The sequence below is a fragment of the Arthrobacter sp. 05T420 genome (assembly GCF_056396305.1).
This window is the reverse complement of record NZ_JBFTLG010000001.1, coordinates 338,397-354,497: the sequence shown is the minus strand read 5'-3', so window position 1 is coordinate 354,497 and position 16,101 is coordinate 338,397. Positions and strand designations below refer to the sequence as shown.

The window sequence follows — 16,101 nt, the reverse complement described above, 5'->3', positions numbered from 1 at the left end:
GTCGTCTACTGCTGGTTTTTAGTTACTAGTCGCTGCTGTGACTCAGTCGGGCGACTAAGTGCCTGTATTGCAGGTTTGATGCATTCTAACGGCCGCCGCTGCCGTTCCGTCAGGGCCCTGCGAAAGGGTGCCCGAGGGACGGCGGCGGCCGTCACTAATGCCACGAGTGGGGCCGGCGCTTAGTTCCGCGGTCAGTCTAGTTGCTAGTGCATACCGGAAGGCCCGATGTGTCGCCGCCTGACGCGGCCACTTCCACAGCTTTGCGAGCCTCGGTGAGGTTCTCGACCCGGACTACTTGCAGTCCGTCCGGGATGTGGCCCAGGACGTCGTCGCAGTTGGCTGCCGGGGCCAGGAACAACGTGGCCCCGCCGGACCGCGCCCCCTGCATTTTCTGGGCGATCCCCCCGATGGGTCCCACGGCACCGTCCGGGGTGATGGTTCCGGTCCCGGCGATGTGCTTGCCGCCGGTCAGGTCGCCCGGGGTGACGGTGTCGATGATGCCAAGCGCGAACATCATGCCCGCGCTGGGGCCGCCGACTTTGTCGAGTGAGATGGTGACGTTGAAGGGGAAGGTGAACTTGTACTGCAGCAAGACGCCGAGGATGTAGCGGCCCGCGCTGTTTTTGGCCGGAGTGATGGTGACAGGCACCCGGGCGCCGGCGCGTTCCACGATGACCTTGACGGGTTTGCCGTTGCCGGCGGCCAGTTCCGCCTGGACGACGCCGAGGGCTGTGATGGGCTTGTCATTGATGGAGACCAGAATGTCCCCTGCCTGCAGCAGTCCCTTCGAGGCGGAGTCGTCCGGGAGGCCGGCCACCTGCATTTTCTGCCCGAACGGAATATTCAGATCCTTCAGTGCAGCGGCTACGGCGTTCTCTTGGGAGGTGGTCATCGCCGTCGCGCTCTCCTGCTGGGACTGCTCCTTGGTGACGCCGCTCGGGAACAGCAGCTCCTGGGGGTAGACAGCTTTGGTTCCGTTGAGCCAGGCCGAAAACGCCTCGACGACGCTGACGGGACCGTTGGGGCCGCCGTCGACGTAGACAGTGGTGAGGTCCAGGCTGCCCTTGGCGGGAAACGCCTCGTGGCCGCTGACGCTGATGACAGGCTTGCCGTTGTCCTGGCCGATTGTGTTGAACGTGGGTCCGGGAGACTCGATCACGTAGGGCACCGGCAGGCTCACCGCAGCGATGCCCAAGGCCGCGGCCAGCAGCCCCGAGACCAGCATGGCTGATGACCGGTTGTTGCGCTTGCGCCGCACGCCCAGGCCTGCCAGGCGCGCCCTTCTGCCCCGGACAGGGCCGGCCGCTGGGTCGCTGGCGGGCTGCTCACCTTGGGTGACTGTCATTGAACGACCTCTCCGTGCCGGCACAAGGGGGCGGGCGCCCCGACAGGACAAGCCTGCGAGGACACCGCCACCACGCACCAGGGCCGCAGCCTCACCCGAGGCCGTGGCGTGCAAATATTCCAACTTCCAAGCCTACGCGCTCGGCACCCCGGAGCGCTCTTTGCCGACAGCGAACGTGGCGCGGTTTCGGCAGACAGCCGCTCTTGCCGAGGGGTACCGTGAAGTTGAGAAGCAGCCACACCGACGATCGGCGGGATCATGACCTCCAACCCACTCAATCCGTCCAATGGCGACGAGGAACCCAAGGATCCCTTGGCCGAAATGCTCAAGAACCTGATGGGCGGCCAGGGCATGGGCAATATCGACCCCGCCGAACTCGCCAAGGCCGCCGGCCTCCCGGACGACCCAAACCTCCTGGCCCAGATGTTCTCCCAGGTGCAAGCGATGATGAGCGCCCCCTCGGAAGGGCCCGTGAACTGGCAGCTGGCGCATGAGAACGCCCGGCGGGTGGCCGCCAGCGGATCTGACCCGTCGGTCACCGCCCACCAGTCTCGTGAGGTCGATGAGGCCCTCCGGCTGGCGGAACTCTGGCTCGACCAGGTCACCGGGCTTCCGGCCACGGGACTGATCGGCCGGGCGTGGTCCCGGGCCGAGTGGGTCGAGGAAACCCTCGGGACGTGGAAGCGCCTGACCGAGCCGGTGGCCAACAGCATTGCCAATGCGCTCTCCGCCGCCATGACCGAGCAGATGCCCGAGGAAATGAAGTCCATGATGGGCGGCGCCTCCTCGATGATCCAGAACATGGGTGGGGCGATCTTCGGCATGCAGCTTGGCCAGGCGATTGGCGCGCTCTCAGCCGAGGTGGTCAGCTCGACGGACATCGGCGTGCCCCTGGCAGACCTCGAAATGGCGCTCCTGCCGGCCAACGTGGCGAAGTTCGGCGAGGGCCTCAGCCTGCCGGAGAACGACATCCGCCTGTTCCTGGCCGTGCGCGAGGCGGCGCACGCCCGCCTCTTCGTCCAGGTCCCCTGGCTGCGCGGACACCTGCTCGGCGCGATCGAGGCCTACGCCCGCGGTATCCACATCGACACGTCCAAGATCGAAGAACTCGCCCGGGAGATCGATCCCAGCAACCCAGAGGGCATTCAGGAGGCGCTGTCGCAGGGAGTCTTCATGCCGCAGCGCACTCCCGCCCAGGAGCAAGCCCTCGAAAAGCTGGAGACGGCCCTTGCGCTGGTGGAGGGCTGGGTGGACGAACTCACCTGGGGAGCGACCGAGAAGCTGCTGCCCTCCGCCGCTGCGTTGCGTGAAACCGTCCGGCGGCGCCGGGCCACCGGCGGTCCCGCGGAGCACGCGTTCTCCTCCCTCGTAGGCCTCGAACTGCGGCCCCGCCGGCTCCGTGAGGCCGCCACGCTCTGGGCTTTGCTCAAGGCCGAGCGTGGCATGGAAGGCCGCGACGCCGTCTGGCACCACCCCGACCTGCTGCCCACGGCAGAGGACTTGGAGGATCCGCAGGGCTTCAGCGAACGCCGGAAACTCGCGGAAGCCAGCGACAGCGAAGTGGATGACGCACTGCAGAAGCTGCTCAACGGCGGTTTCGACGAGTCCGCCGGCACGGACGGCACGGACACCGAGGGCGACGCAAAGTCACAGGGCACCGCGGATTCTGCAAAGCCTGACGACGCTGCGGAGCCCGGCGCGTCCGGCCAGGAATCAGCCGACGATGATGACCGTCAGGACGGCGGACCGGACGAGCACGGACCGGAAGATGGCGGCAAGCCGAAGGCCTAGTCGCTCGCTAAGGGGCCCCGGCCGGGATTTCGGTTCCGTCCGGGGCTTCGTCGTATCCGCCGCCGGGCGCCAGACCGCGTGAGGTCGCGAACGAGACCCCGTCCAGGAACGCCTTGGCGCGCTCCGTCTCCGGGTACGCCGCCAGCAGCCGCCAGAATGCGGCATCGTGGCCAGCCACCAGGAGGTGGGCGAGTTCGTGCAGCAGCACGTAGTCGATGACCCACTGCGGCATGGGCTGGAGCTTCGCCGAGAGCCGGATGGTTCCTTCGGACGGTGTGGCCGAACCCCAGCGGGAATTCTGGTTGGTGACCCAGCGGACTGAGGAGGGCACCGCCCTGCCGCCAAGGTACTTCGCCGACAGTTCGGCGGCGTGGGCGGCAAGGTCGGCATCGCTGCGGGGGCGCCGCCGGCCGGAACCCTTCGCACCCCTGGCCCCCTGGAGCCGGAGTTTTTCGAGCATGCGGTGAACCCATTCCCGTTCCTGGGCCCTGCTGAAGGAGGCAGGGATGGCGACGACGGCGGTGCCGTCTTCCCAGAACGCGGCTACGGTGCGGCGTCGGCGGGCGGACCGGCGGACCAGCACGGGTGCGCCGTCGGCGGTGGTTAGCGGTATGCTCGCCGGAACGGCGCCGGAGCCCCCCGAGCTGACGCGTCCGGGCTTGCCAGCGCGGCCGCTGCCGGCGCCGGGCGTCATTGCGCCGGACATTACAGCGCCGTGCTTTCGGCCAGGACCGCCAGGACGGCCTCGCCGTACTTCTCCAGTTTGGACGGCCCGATGCCGGCGAGTTGGGCCAGCTGTTCCAGCGTTTCGGGCCGAGCCTCGGCGATGGCGGTCAGGGTGGCATCGGTGAACACGACAAAAGCCGGGACATCCGCCTCGAGGGCCACGTCCTTCCGCCATTGCCTCAGCGCGTCGAAGGTCTGTTCCTCGTAGCTGGGCGGGCACTGGTTGCAGCGTCCCACCTTGCGCTCGGCGCCGCTGGAGAGCATGCTGCCGCAGACCCGGCACGACGCCGGGACGGCCGCCTTCCGGCGCGGCGCAGGCCCCTTACCCCGGAGCTGGGAGCTGGCCACCGAGTCGGGGCGCAGGCCGTCCAGGAAGCGTGAGGGCTTGCGGTTGGCGCGCCCGCCCGGTGTCCGGGCAGTGGACCAGGAGAGGAACAGGTGTTCGCGGGCGCGGGTGATGCCCACGTAGAGGAGCCGGCGTTCCTCGTCCACCGCTTCCGGGGTGTCGGCGAACGAGATCGGCACGAGTCCCTCGCTCAGCCCGACCAGGAACACGGCGTCCCATTCGAGGCCCTTGGCGGCGTGCAGGGATGCCAGGGTGACGCCCTGGACGGTCGGTGCATGCTGGGCCAGGGACCGTTCCTGGAGCTCGTTGACGAAGTCCGGGAGTGCGAACTGCGGGCCCCTGCTGATCACGAGTTCGTCGGCCAGTGCCACGAGGGCGGCCAGGGATTCCCAGCGCTCCCTGGTCGCGCCGCCGCTGTGCGGCGCCGCATCCGTGTAGCCCAGGGAGGCGACGATGTCACGGACGAGCTGGCCGAGCGGCTCGGGCGTGGCGGTCTCGGCCACGGCCCGTGTGGCGGCCCGGAGTTGCAGGATGGCGTCCCGGACCTCCTTGCGCGCGAAGAACCGCTCACCGCCGCGCAGCTGGTACCCGATCCCGGCCGAGGCCAGCGCTTGTTCGTAGGCTTCAGACTGTCCGTTGGTGCGGAAGAGTACGGCGACCTGGCTCGCCGGGGTTCCGGCGTCGAGGAGTTCGCGGACCCGCGCGGCGACCGTGGCGGCCTCGGCCTCGTCATCCGAACATTCTGTGAACCGCGGTGCGGGGCCTGCCGGCCGCTGCGCCACGAGCTGCAGCGGCGTGGCCCAGGCGGCGTCCGCCACGGGACCACCGCTACGCCGGCCGCCGAGGAGATCGTTGGCGAGCCTGACAACCTGGGGCGTGGACCGGTAGTCCCGGATCAGCTTGACGACGTGGGCCTCGGGATACATGGTCTGGAAGCCGAGCAGGTGCTTCGGGGAGGCGCCGGTGAAGGAGTAGATGGTCTGGCTGGCGTCACCCACCACGCAGAGCTCGTCGCGTCCGCCGAGCCACAGCTCAAGGAGCCGCTGCTGCAGCGGCGAGACGTCCTGGTACTCGTCGACGACGAAGTGCCGGTACTGTTCCCGGACGGTCGCCGCCACCTTCGGGTCTTCCTGCAGGATGCCTACCGTGATCAGCAGCACGTCCTCGAAGTCAATGACGTTGCGGTCCGTCTTGACGTCCTCATAGGACTGGAAGACCCGCGCCACGGCCGTCAGGTCGAAGCCGCCCGGAGTGCCGCGGCCCTGGGCATTTTCCAGATAGTTTGCCGGGGTCAGCATGGAAACCTTGGCCCACTCGATTTCGGAGGCGAGATCGCGGATGGAGGCGCGGTCCGTGCTGAGCCGGAGCCGCCGCGCGGCCTCGGCAATCATCTGTGCCTTGTGGTCCAGCAGGTTGGGCAAGGTGCCGCCGACCGCCTGCGGCCAGAAGAACTGCAGCTGGCGCAGCGCAGCGGCGTGAAAGGTGCGGGCCTGGACGTTGCCGACTCCGAGGTCACGGAGCCGGCTGCGCATCTCGGCGGCGGCCCGGGCCGTGAAGGTGACGGCCAGGAGGCGCTGCGGGCTGTACACCCCTGAGTGGACCCCGTAGGCGATCCGGTGTGTGATGGCGCGGGTTTTGCCGGTGCCGGCGCCGGCCAGCACGCACATGGGTCCCTGGAGGGTGCTGGCGACCTCGCGCTGCTCGGCGTCCAGGCCGCCGAGGATCCGTTCCTCGAGCGAGCGGGTGTCCGGTTCGGCGGCCTCGCCGGGTGTGGCGCCACCGGATGGCTCCCCGCCGGGGATTGCGCCGAAATTCAATTGCTCTGTATTCAATCGCTCTGTATTCAATGACTCTGTGGTCAATGTCTGTGGGGTCAATTTGTTGTCTGGGGTCACTTGCTGCTCAGTCAGTAGTCGGTGTCCTGCGGATGGGGGCGGCCGGGTCAGGCGCTGTCCGCGGCGTCCTGAATGACGCCGCCGTACCAGTGTTCAATGAGGGACCGGGCGATGGAGAGCCTGCTGGAAATGACGATCTCGCCGCTGAGGACCGCCTCCTGCAGTTCGCTCCGGCTGAACCAGCGCGCCCTGGTGACCTCGACGCCGTCGGGCCGGGCTTCGGTATCCGGTGTGGTGGCCGTGAAACCCAGCATCAGGGAGGCGGGGAACGGCCAGGACTGAGACCCGAGGTACTGGGAAGCGGTGACGCGGACCCCGACTTCCTCGCCGATCTCGCGCTGCACTGCCTGTTCCAGCGACTCCCCCGGTTCGACGAAGCCGGCGAGGGTCGAATAGTTTCGGGCGTCGACCGGACCGCCTCCGCCCAGCAGCAGTCTTCCGTCGGGACCCACCACGGTCACGATGATGGCCGGGTCCGTCCGGGGAAAGTGCTCGGAGTTATCCGCCGGGCAGCGCCGGACCCAGCCGCCGGCCTCCGGCTGCGTGGGGGTTCCGCAGCGCGGGCAATGGGTGTGGGTGGCGTGCCAGTTGGCGATGGCGCTGGCCTCGATGAACAGCGCCGTGTCCGTGGCGTTCAAGCGTGCAGCGACATCGCGGAAACCCGCCCACTGCGCATCGCTGGGGATGCCGGCCACGTGGGCCTCGAACTCCTCGGCCCGGACTTCGAACTGGAGCGGCAGAACGAAGAGGACCAGCTCGGTGCCGGCGTCGAGGTCCGAACCTGGCAGGGCTGAACCGAGGTAGATCACGTGTTCCGGAGCATACGGGGTGTTGGCCAGGTGCCCGGCGAGCTCGGCCGCGTTCAGGAGAACAAGGCTGCTGTCGCTGACGAGGGCCTGCCGGCCGGAGAGCACCATGGCCTGCGCCGAGCCTGAACTGAGAAGGTCCGCCAGCATTCCGGGATTCACCCGGGCCGCGGATCCGCGGTCTATCAGTGCCGGGCGCACGGGAAGAACCGTCTCCATCAGGTGGTTTGCCGGCAGATGCACCTGCGGTGCCGAACCTTCTGGTGCCGAGGATTCGGAGGGGGTTTTTCCTGATGCCGGTGACGATGCTTGTGATGATGCCGGTGACTCCGCAAGACTCATATACCCACCGTACTGACTCGGGCAGACAATTGACATTTGCCACCCACGCCGCCCCGTGCTCCACGGCGTGTGCGGGACAGGCCGTTTGCTGCGCATTTAGCCCTAGTTTTGCCCTCATTTACGCCCGATCTCAAGACTCGCCGGAGTGCATCGCCGTCTTGGGCGCCGCTCGACCTACCGTGGAAGGGTGAGAAGGAAACCTATCGAACTGGCAGCTGTAGCAACAGCGGCGGTCCCCGGCCTGACCCCGACCGCCGTCAGCTCAGCGCCCGACGATCCGGCGGACTTCGACGCAGCCCTCCTGCTGGACTCCGAGGGCAAGCGTTGGCGGGTCCGCTCCCCCCGGCACGCCGAAGCCAGCGCCCGGCTGGAAACCGAATTCCTGGTTCTGCGGGCCTTCGCTCCCGGCATCCGGGCCGAATTGCCGTTCCTTATGCCCACAGTGGCGGGGACTGTCCGGCAGGGCCAGCTCAGCACGTTCGTCTACTCGCACTTGGCCGGCGCCACCCGATCCTTGGACGACCTCAGCAGCGGCTCCCCCGCCGTTGCCCGCGAAATCGGGGCAGCGTTGGCTGCGATTCATGACCTCCCGCGGTCACTTGTGAGCAATGCCGATCTGCCCAGCTACACCCCCAACGAATTCCGCCAGCGGCGCCTCAACGAACTGGACCAGGCCGCCACGACCGGAAAAATCCCGCCGCTGCTGCTGCGGCGCTGGGAACACGCCATGGAAGACGTCTCCCTCTGGCGCTTCAATCCCTGCGTCGTTCACGGCGACCTCCACGAGGACAACCTGCTGGTCGACGGCGACCGGGTGACCGCTGTGACGGGCTGGACCGACCTGCGCATCGGCGACCCGGCCGATGACATGGCCTGGCTGGTCGCCTCGAATGAACAGGACTTTGTGAACGCGGTCCTGGATCACTACACCTCCAACCGGCGCGATGTTCCCGATGCCCATCTGCTGCGGCGCGCCGCGCTGTCCGCCGAATTCGCCCTGGCGCAGTATCTGGTCAAGGGTATGGCCGCCGGCAACCAGGACATGATCGACGAGGCTGAGTCCATGCTCGCCACCCTGGCCGACGACGTGGCGGAACACGGCGGCCAGCCCATCAGCGTGGAACCCCTGCCGCAGCCGGTCGCGGCACCCGGAGACAGCGCAGAACAAACAGCTACCACCGGCGCCTATGCCGATGGGCCGACGACGGCGCCCGCGGCTCCGGCCGCTCCGTCACTTCCGGCCAACGGGACGGCACCGGCCGTCAGTAAGGTCACGCTGCTGCCTATGGAGCCGGTACCCGGTGCCGCTCCGGCTGAGGATGCCTCTGCGGAATTCAGCGCCGTGCCCGCTGTCCATGTCACGCCGATCCCGCGGGAGACGGAGGCCGATGCACCGGCGGCTCTCGCGCAGCCTGTCGCAGGCACGGACACCGCTGAGGTCACAGTTGCCGACGCCGAGCCGGGCGCCGGATCCACCGGCGACGTCACCGGTGCCTCTCCTACCTCCGACGCCACCGCCGAGGCTGACGTCACTAAAAACGATGCCCTGCAGGCAGTGCGTCCGGACGCCGACGCCGGTGATGCCGGGGAACGCGCTGAGGCTGAAGCTCCCCCGGTCGACGACACGTCGACACAATCGATCGCCGGCATTCAGCCGGACTCCACGGCGAAGCCGGGCTCCACGGCGAAGCCGGGCTCGGACGACAACACGTCGACCGCCGCCATCACGGTGGTCGACACCACCTCCCGCTAGACCCGGCGCCGCCTGCCAGTTCAGTCAGGGCGCCTGCCCCCCGACTCGCGCCGGCCGGCGCACGCCTGGCAGGAATCCGACTAGGCGCCCCGCGCCGTCGATGTCCTTCCCAGCGCCGCTGCCACGATTCCCTCAAGCTGTTCCGCTGAGCCGAGATCGTGGGGACGGACCACCTGGTTGTCGGCCACGTAATAGAACGCGGCCCGGACGTCCTCCAGCGGGAGCCCTTTGAGCCGGGCCCAGGCCAGGCGGTAGACGGCGAGCTGGACTGCCTTCACCTTCAGCTGGGCCGCCGAGGGGCGGCGACCGGTCTTCCAGTCCACAAGGTCCCAGCCGCCGTCGGCGTCGCGGAACACGGCGTCGATCCTGCCCCGGACCACCACATCGCCAATCCGCGTCTCAACCGGGACCTCGACATGGGCGGGGGCGCGGTGCGCCCACTCGGACTGGCGGAATGTTTCCACCATGGAATCCAGGCCGTAGGCCTCGTCGATGTGGTCGTCAGCGCCGGCAGCCTCGCCCAGGTCCAGCATCCCGGCGGCGCCGAAGTATTCCTCCACCCAGGCGTGGAAGGCCGTGCCCTTGCGGGCCGACATCCCCGGCTCGCGCGGGACCGGCCTGCGCAGGCGGGCCACGACGGAGCCTGCATCATCCTCCAGGTCCACCAGGGTGGATGCCGAGATATGGCCCGGCAGATGCACTTCCTGGACCACCGAGCGCCGGGAACGGCGTTCCAGCAAAGTGGCAGCCTCCTTTGCCCATCCGGCCGAAGGACCGCGCAGGATCGGACGCCGTCCGCCGTCGACGCCGGGGTGCGACGGAGCCGCGACGGTGTCCACATCACCGGCCACGTGGCTGTCCGGGCCGGCCTCCATGGCCTGAAGGACACGGGCCGCGGCGGATTCCATGGCCGCGCGCCGGCCCGGGACAAGACGCAGCCGTTTCCCCGTCCGCGGATCATGCGGCCCCTCCAGAGGATCGTAGGGCCAGGCGGCGACTTCGAGTTCAGAGGTCAAGGGGCTTTCGGCCGGCAGCGCGTCCTCGCTGACGGAGAGCGGGTGGATCTCGGCTGCGCCTTCCGCGGTGAGGCCCTCCAGCCCCGAAAGAAAGGGAGACATCTCAGCCAAACCGGCCCGGGATCCCACCCACGCGGCACTTGAAATCCAGAGCACGTGTTTTGCACGGGTATATGCCACGTAGGCCAGGCGCCGTTCCTCGGCCTCGCCGTGCGTCTGGACGGCTGACTTGAACTCCTTCTCGGCGTCGAGCCAGCCTTTCTGGTCCGGCTGCTCGAGGTCCCATTGGGGCAGGTCGGCGCGATCGCCTCGCAACGGCCACGGCAATGCCGCACTGCCGCTGCTCCACCGCGAGTCCCTGCTGCTGGGAAACGCCCCGGCGTTGAGCCCGGGAACGAACACGACATCCCATTCCAACCCCTTGGAAGCGTGCACGGTCAGGAGCTGGACGGCCTCGTGGTTCACCTCCGGCGCCGCGGCATCGAGGCCGTTTTCCTCGGCCGCCGCGGCTTCCAGCCACGCAAGGAACGCCAGGACGTCCACCCGCTGTGAGGTGTGCAGGAACCCGGCCGCTGCGTCCTGGAAGGCATCCAGGTTGCGGCGGGCCTGGTGGATGCTGATCCCGGGGCGCGCGGCAACTTCGATGTCCAGGAGCATCGCCCGTTCAACCTCGCCCAGCAAGGTGGTGAGATCGTCCCCCATGTAGCTGCGCAGCTGCCGGAGCTCGTCAGAGAGCCGCTGCAGCCGGCCGCGGGCCTCCGGGCTCAGCCTGCGGCCGTGCGCCGAGGTCCAGCCGTCGCGCGGCAGCCAGTCCAGGGCCTCGACCAGGCTGGCGGAATCCGTGATGTCGCCTTCGACCACTGCGTCATCGCCCGTGTCCAGCCCGGCGTCGTCGGCGTCCAGGCCGCCGGGGCGGCCCCGACGGCGCGCCAGGAAACTGGACCAGTCCCGCAGGGCCATCAGGTCTGCCGGGCCGATCCGCCACCGCGCGCCGGCCAGCAGACGCATGAGGGAGTCCGAGCGGCCGGGGTCGGCCAGGACCCGGAGGGTGGCGACAAGATCGATGATTTCCGGTGTGTCCAACAGCCCGCCGAGACCGACGATTTCATAGGGAATGCCCCGGACTTCGAATTCGCGGCGAATGCATTCCATCTGTGCCCGTCGCCGGCAGAGGACGGCCATGGCCGGCGGAACCGGGTCGGCGGACTGCGGGGCGTCGAAGTCCGTAACCCGGAATTTCAGCACATCTCCGGCGATTGCCGCGGCCTCGGCTTCGTCCGTGGCGAAGCGCCCCATCACGACCCTGCCCTCGACGGCGGCAGGGCTGGGCTGCAAGGGAGGTACCTCGACGGCATCGGCAGTTTCCCGGGCCCCGGCGGCCCCGAGATTCGCCGCCGCCTTGCTCAGCGGTGCCGAAATGAGGTTGGCCGTGGCCAGGATGTTGCGCCCGTTGCGCCACGCGGTGGTCAAATACGACGTCGGCGCCACGGCGAAGCGCCGGGCGGGGCCGCTTCGCTGGTCTCCGCCGGTTCCCTGGTCCCCGCCGGTTCCTTGGTCTGTGTCGGCGCTGTGGGCGGTGGCTTCGCCGCTGACGAGGATCGGGAATTCGCGCACGAAGTGGAAAAGTTGCCCGGCCGACGCTCCCCGGAAGCCGTAGATGGACTGATTCGGGTCCCCCACCGCGGTGACCGCGTGGCCGTCGCCGAAGAGCCGGGAGAACAGCACCAGCTGGGCGTGCGACGTGTCCTGGAACTCATCGAGGAGCACTACCTTGTAGCGTTGGCGCTCCGTTTGGGCGGCTATTGGAATCTCGCTGGCCACCCGCGCCGCGAGGGCCACGAGGTCGCCGAAGTCCAGGGCGCCGCGGGCGCGCTTCGCCGCGGAATAGCGGCCCACCATGTCCGCGACGCTGGCCCGGGTGCGCAGCATCGCGCTGAGCTCGCCAGCCGCCTGGGTGGGGTTCTTCTTGGCCTCCGCGACATACGGCAGCGACTCGAAGGCTGCGATCCGTTCCAGCAGCCAGCCACGGACCTGGGCCGGGTCCTGCAGGTGCTCCGCGCACTCTCCTGCCAGTTGGATCACGGCTTTGACCAGCGTCGACTTGGCGGACCGGAAGTGTTCGTAGTCCCCGTCAAAGGCTTCCACCACCTCGCTGGCGAGCTGGAACGACTGGGCCCCGCCGAGCAGCACGACATCGCGTTCCACGCCGAGGCGGAGGCCGTAGTCGGACACGATGCCGCTCGCGTAAGAGTGGTAGGTGGAGACCTTGGGTTCCAGCGCATCCGTGCTCAGCAGCCCGTCCGGGAAGAGAGTGTTCCCGGTGTCGGCCGCCGCGATGCGCGCCAGCGCGGCCAGCTTGGCCCTGATCCGCGAGGCGAGCTCACCGGCGGCCTTACGGGTGAACGTGACTCCCAGGACTTCCTCCGGCCGGACCCAGCCGTTGGCAACGAGCCAGACCACCCGGTCGGCCATGGTGGCTGTCTTCCCCGAGCCTGCCCCGGCGATCACGAGCCGCGGCGTGAGGGGCGAGGAAATGATCAGGGACTGTTCGGCAGTGGGGCTGTTCTTCTCCCCCAGCAGTCCGGACAGCTCCTCCGGGCTGAAGCGCGGCTCGGGAAGGGGAATCGGTGCCAGCTCCAGATCGGCCAAGCCGGTCTCCGGCGCCTCGGGGGTCATTCAGTAACCTGCTTTCCCCGCACGCACAGCGGGCACACTTCGGGGAGCCGGCAGCCGTGGCCGCCGTGGCCCCCCTTGGACGGATCGTGCCGGGCCTGGAAAACACTGCCGGACATGACGCGGGCGGCGTCGCCGACCATCTCCAGCGCCCAGTTGTCCTGCGGGTCCAGTGGGGCCTGGGCTTGGATTCCCGGGCTCTTGGTTGTGGTGCCCAGCTGGGTCAGGACGGCTCCGCCGGGCAGCGGGGGCGGCCCGTCGTCGGGGCCCGCAAAGCCGCCGGCCAGCACGGCGGCCTGATAGGCGCCAAGCTGCGGGTGGCGGTCCAGATCCGCCTTGCCGGGCTGGCGTTTGCCGGTCTTGAGGTCGATGATCACCAGCCGGCCCTCGGCGTCGATCTCGAGCCTGTCCACCTGGCCGCGGAGCACGGCGGGCCGCGCCGGCCCGATGCTCCCGCCCTCGCCGGATTCGGATCCGGGTCCGCGGGTGGTCTCCGCCGGAACGTCCGGCAGCTTCACCTCAAAGTCCTGTTCGACGCCGATCAGGCTCCGGTCCTCGCTGCGCATCACGAGGACATACTGGGCGAGCTTACGGACCATGGACTCGGCACGCTGGAAGTCCAGCTTGCCTTCCCAGTTGTCCTTCATCCCCAGTGTGGGCCAGCGCCGGACGAGTTCGGCGACATATTCGCTGCCCGAGGCGTCCGGCAAGTCCTGCGCAATGGCGTGCACCAGCGTTCCCAGGCTGCGGGCAAAATCCGTCGCGGCTTCCCCGCCGGCGGCCTGGACGAACCAGTCCAACGGCGATTTCTGCACGGTTTCGACCTTCGACGGCGACACGAACACGGTGCCGCCCGGGGGAACAACAGGCTCCTCCGAGGACAACCCGGCCAGTCCCCACCAGCTCGCGGGGTGGGCGCCGGGAACCGGCGGCTGAGCCGTGGCGAGGACTCCCAGCACGGCCGCGGCTTCGGCCGATTCGGCTGCCTTCGGGTCGAGTTGGGCGTACTGGCGCAGTTCCGCGACCAGCGCCCTGAGGGTCAGCGGACGCTCAACCGGGGTGAAGCCCCGACGGTCCTGCCCCGGCTGCAGCGGCGCCACATAGTCCAGGAACGAGGACGGCTGCTCATCCTCCGAGGACACGGCCGCGCAGATCAGCACTTCCCGGGCGCGGGACACCGCGGTGGAAAAGCTTCGGAGCTCGTCATACCGGATTTCCCGCAGGCGGCTCTGCGGGTCAAGTCGCAGGGCATAGTCCACACCGTGTTCGACGGCGTCGGCGAACAAAGTGCTGCCGAGCAGCTCGCCGCGCAGCCGGGTGTTGGGCCACACACCTTCCTGCAGTCCCGGCACGATCACCACGGGCCATTCCCGGCCGGCGGCGCTTGCAGGGGTCATGAGCTCCACCGCGTCTTCCAGCTGCGCCCTGGCGGCCAGGGTATCCATGGGCAGTTCCTGGCTCAGCAGGTATTCAAGGAATTGCTCCGGGCCCGAGCCCGGCAGCTGGTCCACAAAGCGTTCCGCGGTGTGGAACAGCGCCATCATGGCATCGAGGTCACGGTCGGCCCGGGCACCGGCCGATCCTCCACCGAGGGCGGCCTCGGTCCAGCGGGAGGCCAGGCCGGTGGAATGCCAGAGCGCCCAGAGCACCGTCTCGGCGTTACCTCCGGGGGCCTCGGCGGCGTCCTGCCCCGCCCGGATCATCCGGGCGATCCGGCGGGCCGAGTGCCCCTCGATGCCCAGCGTTGCCAGCGCCCCCGGCTCCAGCAGAGCTTCGACCAGGAGGGCGTCGCTGGTGCGTCCGCCGCCGCCCAGGAGTTCCTCCCGGCGCAACGACTGCCGCAGCCTCCGCAATTCAATCGAGGTGGCGCCGCCTATCCGCGATGTCAGCAAGGACACGGCCGATTCGGGCGTGAGCGCCGCGGGGTCCAGGGCCACCGCATAGGCATCCAGCAAGGGACGGACCGCAACCTCATCCCGGACGGCGGATTCGGCGACGGGAATCCGGACCGGAATCCCCTGGCCAGCCAGGTACCGCTGCAGCTGGCTGAGCTGGCCGCCGTTGCGCACGATCACGGCAATGTCCCCGAGTTCCCGGCCGTCGTTCAGCTGGGCTTCGAGGATCCGCTGCGCCACGTACCGCAGTTCGTGGACGGGGGACGGCAGCAGGTGGGCCTCGACCGTTCCCGTGCGGCTGTCGGCGCGGGGCGGCCCGTCCGGCGTCGGGACAGCAGATCCCGGCGTCGGGACCGGCGCCCTGTCCGGCGTCGGGACCGGTTCAGGCTGTTCGAGCCGGCGTGCGGACTGCCCGCCCGACCTGCGGGAGATGCGCCCCGCCACCGACAGCCATGCCTCTGCCACGGCCGGTGCGTGCCGATGCGCGTTCCACAGCGGCCGTTCCAGGATCGCCCCGTCAGTGGCCAGGAGGCGGGGAAGCTCCGCCACGAGGTCGGGGCGCGCCCCGCGGAAACCCTGAACCACGGTGTCCGGCGAGGCAGTGATGATGGCGTCCTTGCCTGCGGCGATGTCTGCCAGCAGTTCGAAGACCGCAGGGTTCGCTTCCTGGATGTCGTCCACGAGAATCAGTTGCAGGCGGTCGCGCTCGGCGGCGAGGAAATCCGGTGAGTCCTGGAAGATCTGGCGTGCGGCAGTGATGATGCCGGCGGGGTCGAAGGCCTCGGGCATGCGCAAATCCAGGACGTCGCGGTACTCGGAGTACAGTGCGGCCGCCGGAATCCAGTCGGGCCGGTTGCACTGCCGGGCCAGCGCCACCAGGTCCTCGGCCGTCCGCCCGGACTCGATGATGCGGTCAAAGAGCTGGCGCACTTCCTGCCGGAATCCGCGGGTCTGCAGGGCCGCGTCCAGGTCCTCCGGCCACGCCAGCTCGAGGCCGGGCAACGCATGGCCCTCCAGCAATTCCTTGATGATCAGGTCCTGTTCGGGACCGGAGAGCAGCTTCGGCTGGCGTGGAAGCGGGAGGAGGCCTTCGGCCTTGGCGCGGCGGATCAGATCGAAGGCATAGGACGCCCAGGTCCGCGCAGGCGTCGTGCTCAGGCTGCGGTTCAAGCGGGCCGTGAAGCGGTCGCGCAGCGTGTCCGCGGCGAGCCTTCCGGGCGCCAGGATGAGCATCCGCTCCGGATCAAGGCCGTCCCGCAGGGCGCGGCGGACGGCTGCCTCGACAAGGACCGTCGACTTTCCGGTGCCGGGCGCCCCGGGCACCAGGACGGGGCCGGAACCGGGCGGGACCTCGACGGCGCTGAGCTGGTCCGGCGACAGCACCGGGACCGCGCTGTGGTGGGTCCGTGGCGGCAACAGGCGCAGCCCTGCAGACGGAAACTTTGTCACTTTAGACGGTGCCTGCTTGAACCGTGCCCGTTCAAACTCTGCCTGCTCAAACTGTGGCTGTTCA

The 16,101-nt window shown here is 69.0% G+C and carries 7 protein-coding genes and 1 pseudogene; 2 read left to right on the top strand and 6 right to left on the bottom strand.

Annotation, left to right across the window (positions count from 1 at the left end):
• Positions 1-196 precede the first annotated feature (196 nt).
• Positions 197-1,345, bottom strand: a complete 1,149-nt coding sequence (locus AC1DEM_RS01680; protein WP_476882799.1) for a YlbL family protein — start codon at positions 1,343-1,345, stop codon at positions 197-199.
• A gap of 258 nt (positions 1,346-1,603) precedes the next feature.
• Here AC1DEM_RS01680 and AC1DEM_RS01675 point away from each other — a divergent pair, with 258 nt between their 5' ends.
• Entirely contained in the window at positions 1,604-3,136 is a 1,533-nt protein-coding gene (locus tag AC1DEM_RS01675) for a zinc-dependent metalloprotease (RefSeq protein WP_476882798.1), read from the top strand.
• Between the two features lie 7 nt (positions 3,137-3,143).
• Here the strand turns inward: AC1DEM_RS01675 and AC1DEM_RS01670 are convergent, their stop codons facing one another.
• The 3 genes from AC1DEM_RS01670 to nudC form a co-directional block, all read right to left on the bottom strand.
• Positions 3,144-3,842 carry a YgjP-like metallopeptidase domain-containing protein gene (locus tag AC1DEM_RS01670; RefSeq protein ID WP_476882797.1) on the bottom strand — a complete coding sequence of 233 codons (699 nt, stop codon included), beginning with the start codon at positions 3,840-3,842 and terminating at the stop codon, positions 3,144-3,146.
• Positions 3,842-5,932: an ATP-dependent DNA helicase UvrD2 gene (locus tag AC1DEM_RS01665; RefSeq protein WP_476882917.1), complete on the bottom strand. Its 2,091-nt coding sequence runs from the start codon at positions 5,930-5,932 to the stop codon at positions 3,842-3,844. The genes AC1DEM_RS01670 and AC1DEM_RS01665 overlap by 1 nt, the downstream gene beginning before the upstream one ends.
• A 218-nt stretch (positions 5,933-6,150) precedes the next feature.
• A complete protein-coding gene (gene nudC / locus AC1DEM_RS01660) occupies positions 6,151-7,128 on the bottom strand; it encodes an NAD(+) diphosphatase (protein WP_476882916.1) in 978 nt (325 codons plus the stop codon).
• 310 nt (positions 7,129-7,438) lie between these two features.
• Between nudC and AC1DEM_RS01655 the strand changes: the two are divergent.
• Positions 7,439-8,716, top strand: a pseudogene (locus AC1DEM_RS01655) (macrolide 2'-phosphotransferase); the annotation flags it as partial.
• A 368-nt stretch (positions 8,717-9,084) separates the two neighbouring features.
• On the opposite strand, the gene AC1DEM_RS01650 reads toward AC1DEM_RS01655, so the two are convergent.
• Together AC1DEM_RS01650 and AC1DEM_RS01645 are read right to left on the bottom strand one after the other, a co-directional pair.
• The gene (locus AC1DEM_RS01650) at positions 9,085-12,696 is read right to left on the bottom strand and encodes an ATP-dependent helicase (protein ID WP_476882796.1); all 3,612 of its coding nucleotides are present in this window, start codon (positions 12,694-12,696) and stop codon (positions 9,085-9,087) included.
• Positions 12,693-16,037: an ATP-dependent helicase gene (locus AC1DEM_RS01645; RefSeq protein WP_476882915.1), complete on the bottom strand. Its 3,345-nt coding sequence runs from the start codon at positions 16,035-16,037 to the stop codon at positions 12,693-12,695. Before AC1DEM_RS01645 ends, AC1DEM_RS01650 begins: the two co-directional genes overlap by 4 nt.
• Between the last annotated feature and the right edge of the window lie 64 nt (positions 16,038-16,101).

Excerpts from the sequence above, each read along its gene's own strand:
- AC1DEM_RS01680 (WP_476882799.1), bottom strand. The coding sequence starts at position 1,345 with ATGACAGTCACCCAAGGTGAGCAGCCCGCCAGCGACCCAGCGGCCGGC.
- AC1DEM_RS01675 (WP_476882798.1), top strand. The coding sequence starts at position 1,604 with ATGACCTCCAACCCACTCAATCCGTCCAATGGCGACGAGGAACCCAAG.
- AC1DEM_RS01670 (WP_476882797.1), bottom strand. The coding sequence starts at position 3,842 with ATGTCCGGCGCAATGACGCCCGGCGCCGGCAGCGGCCGCGCTGGCAAG.
- nudC (WP_476882916.1), bottom strand. The coding sequence starts at position 7,128 with ATGGAGACGGTTCTTCCCGTGCGCCCGGCACTGATAGACCGCGGATCC.
- AC1DEM_RS01650 (WP_476882796.1), bottom strand. The coding sequence starts at position 12,696 with ATGACCCCCGAGGCGCCGGAGACCGGCTTGGCCGATCTGGAGCTGGCA.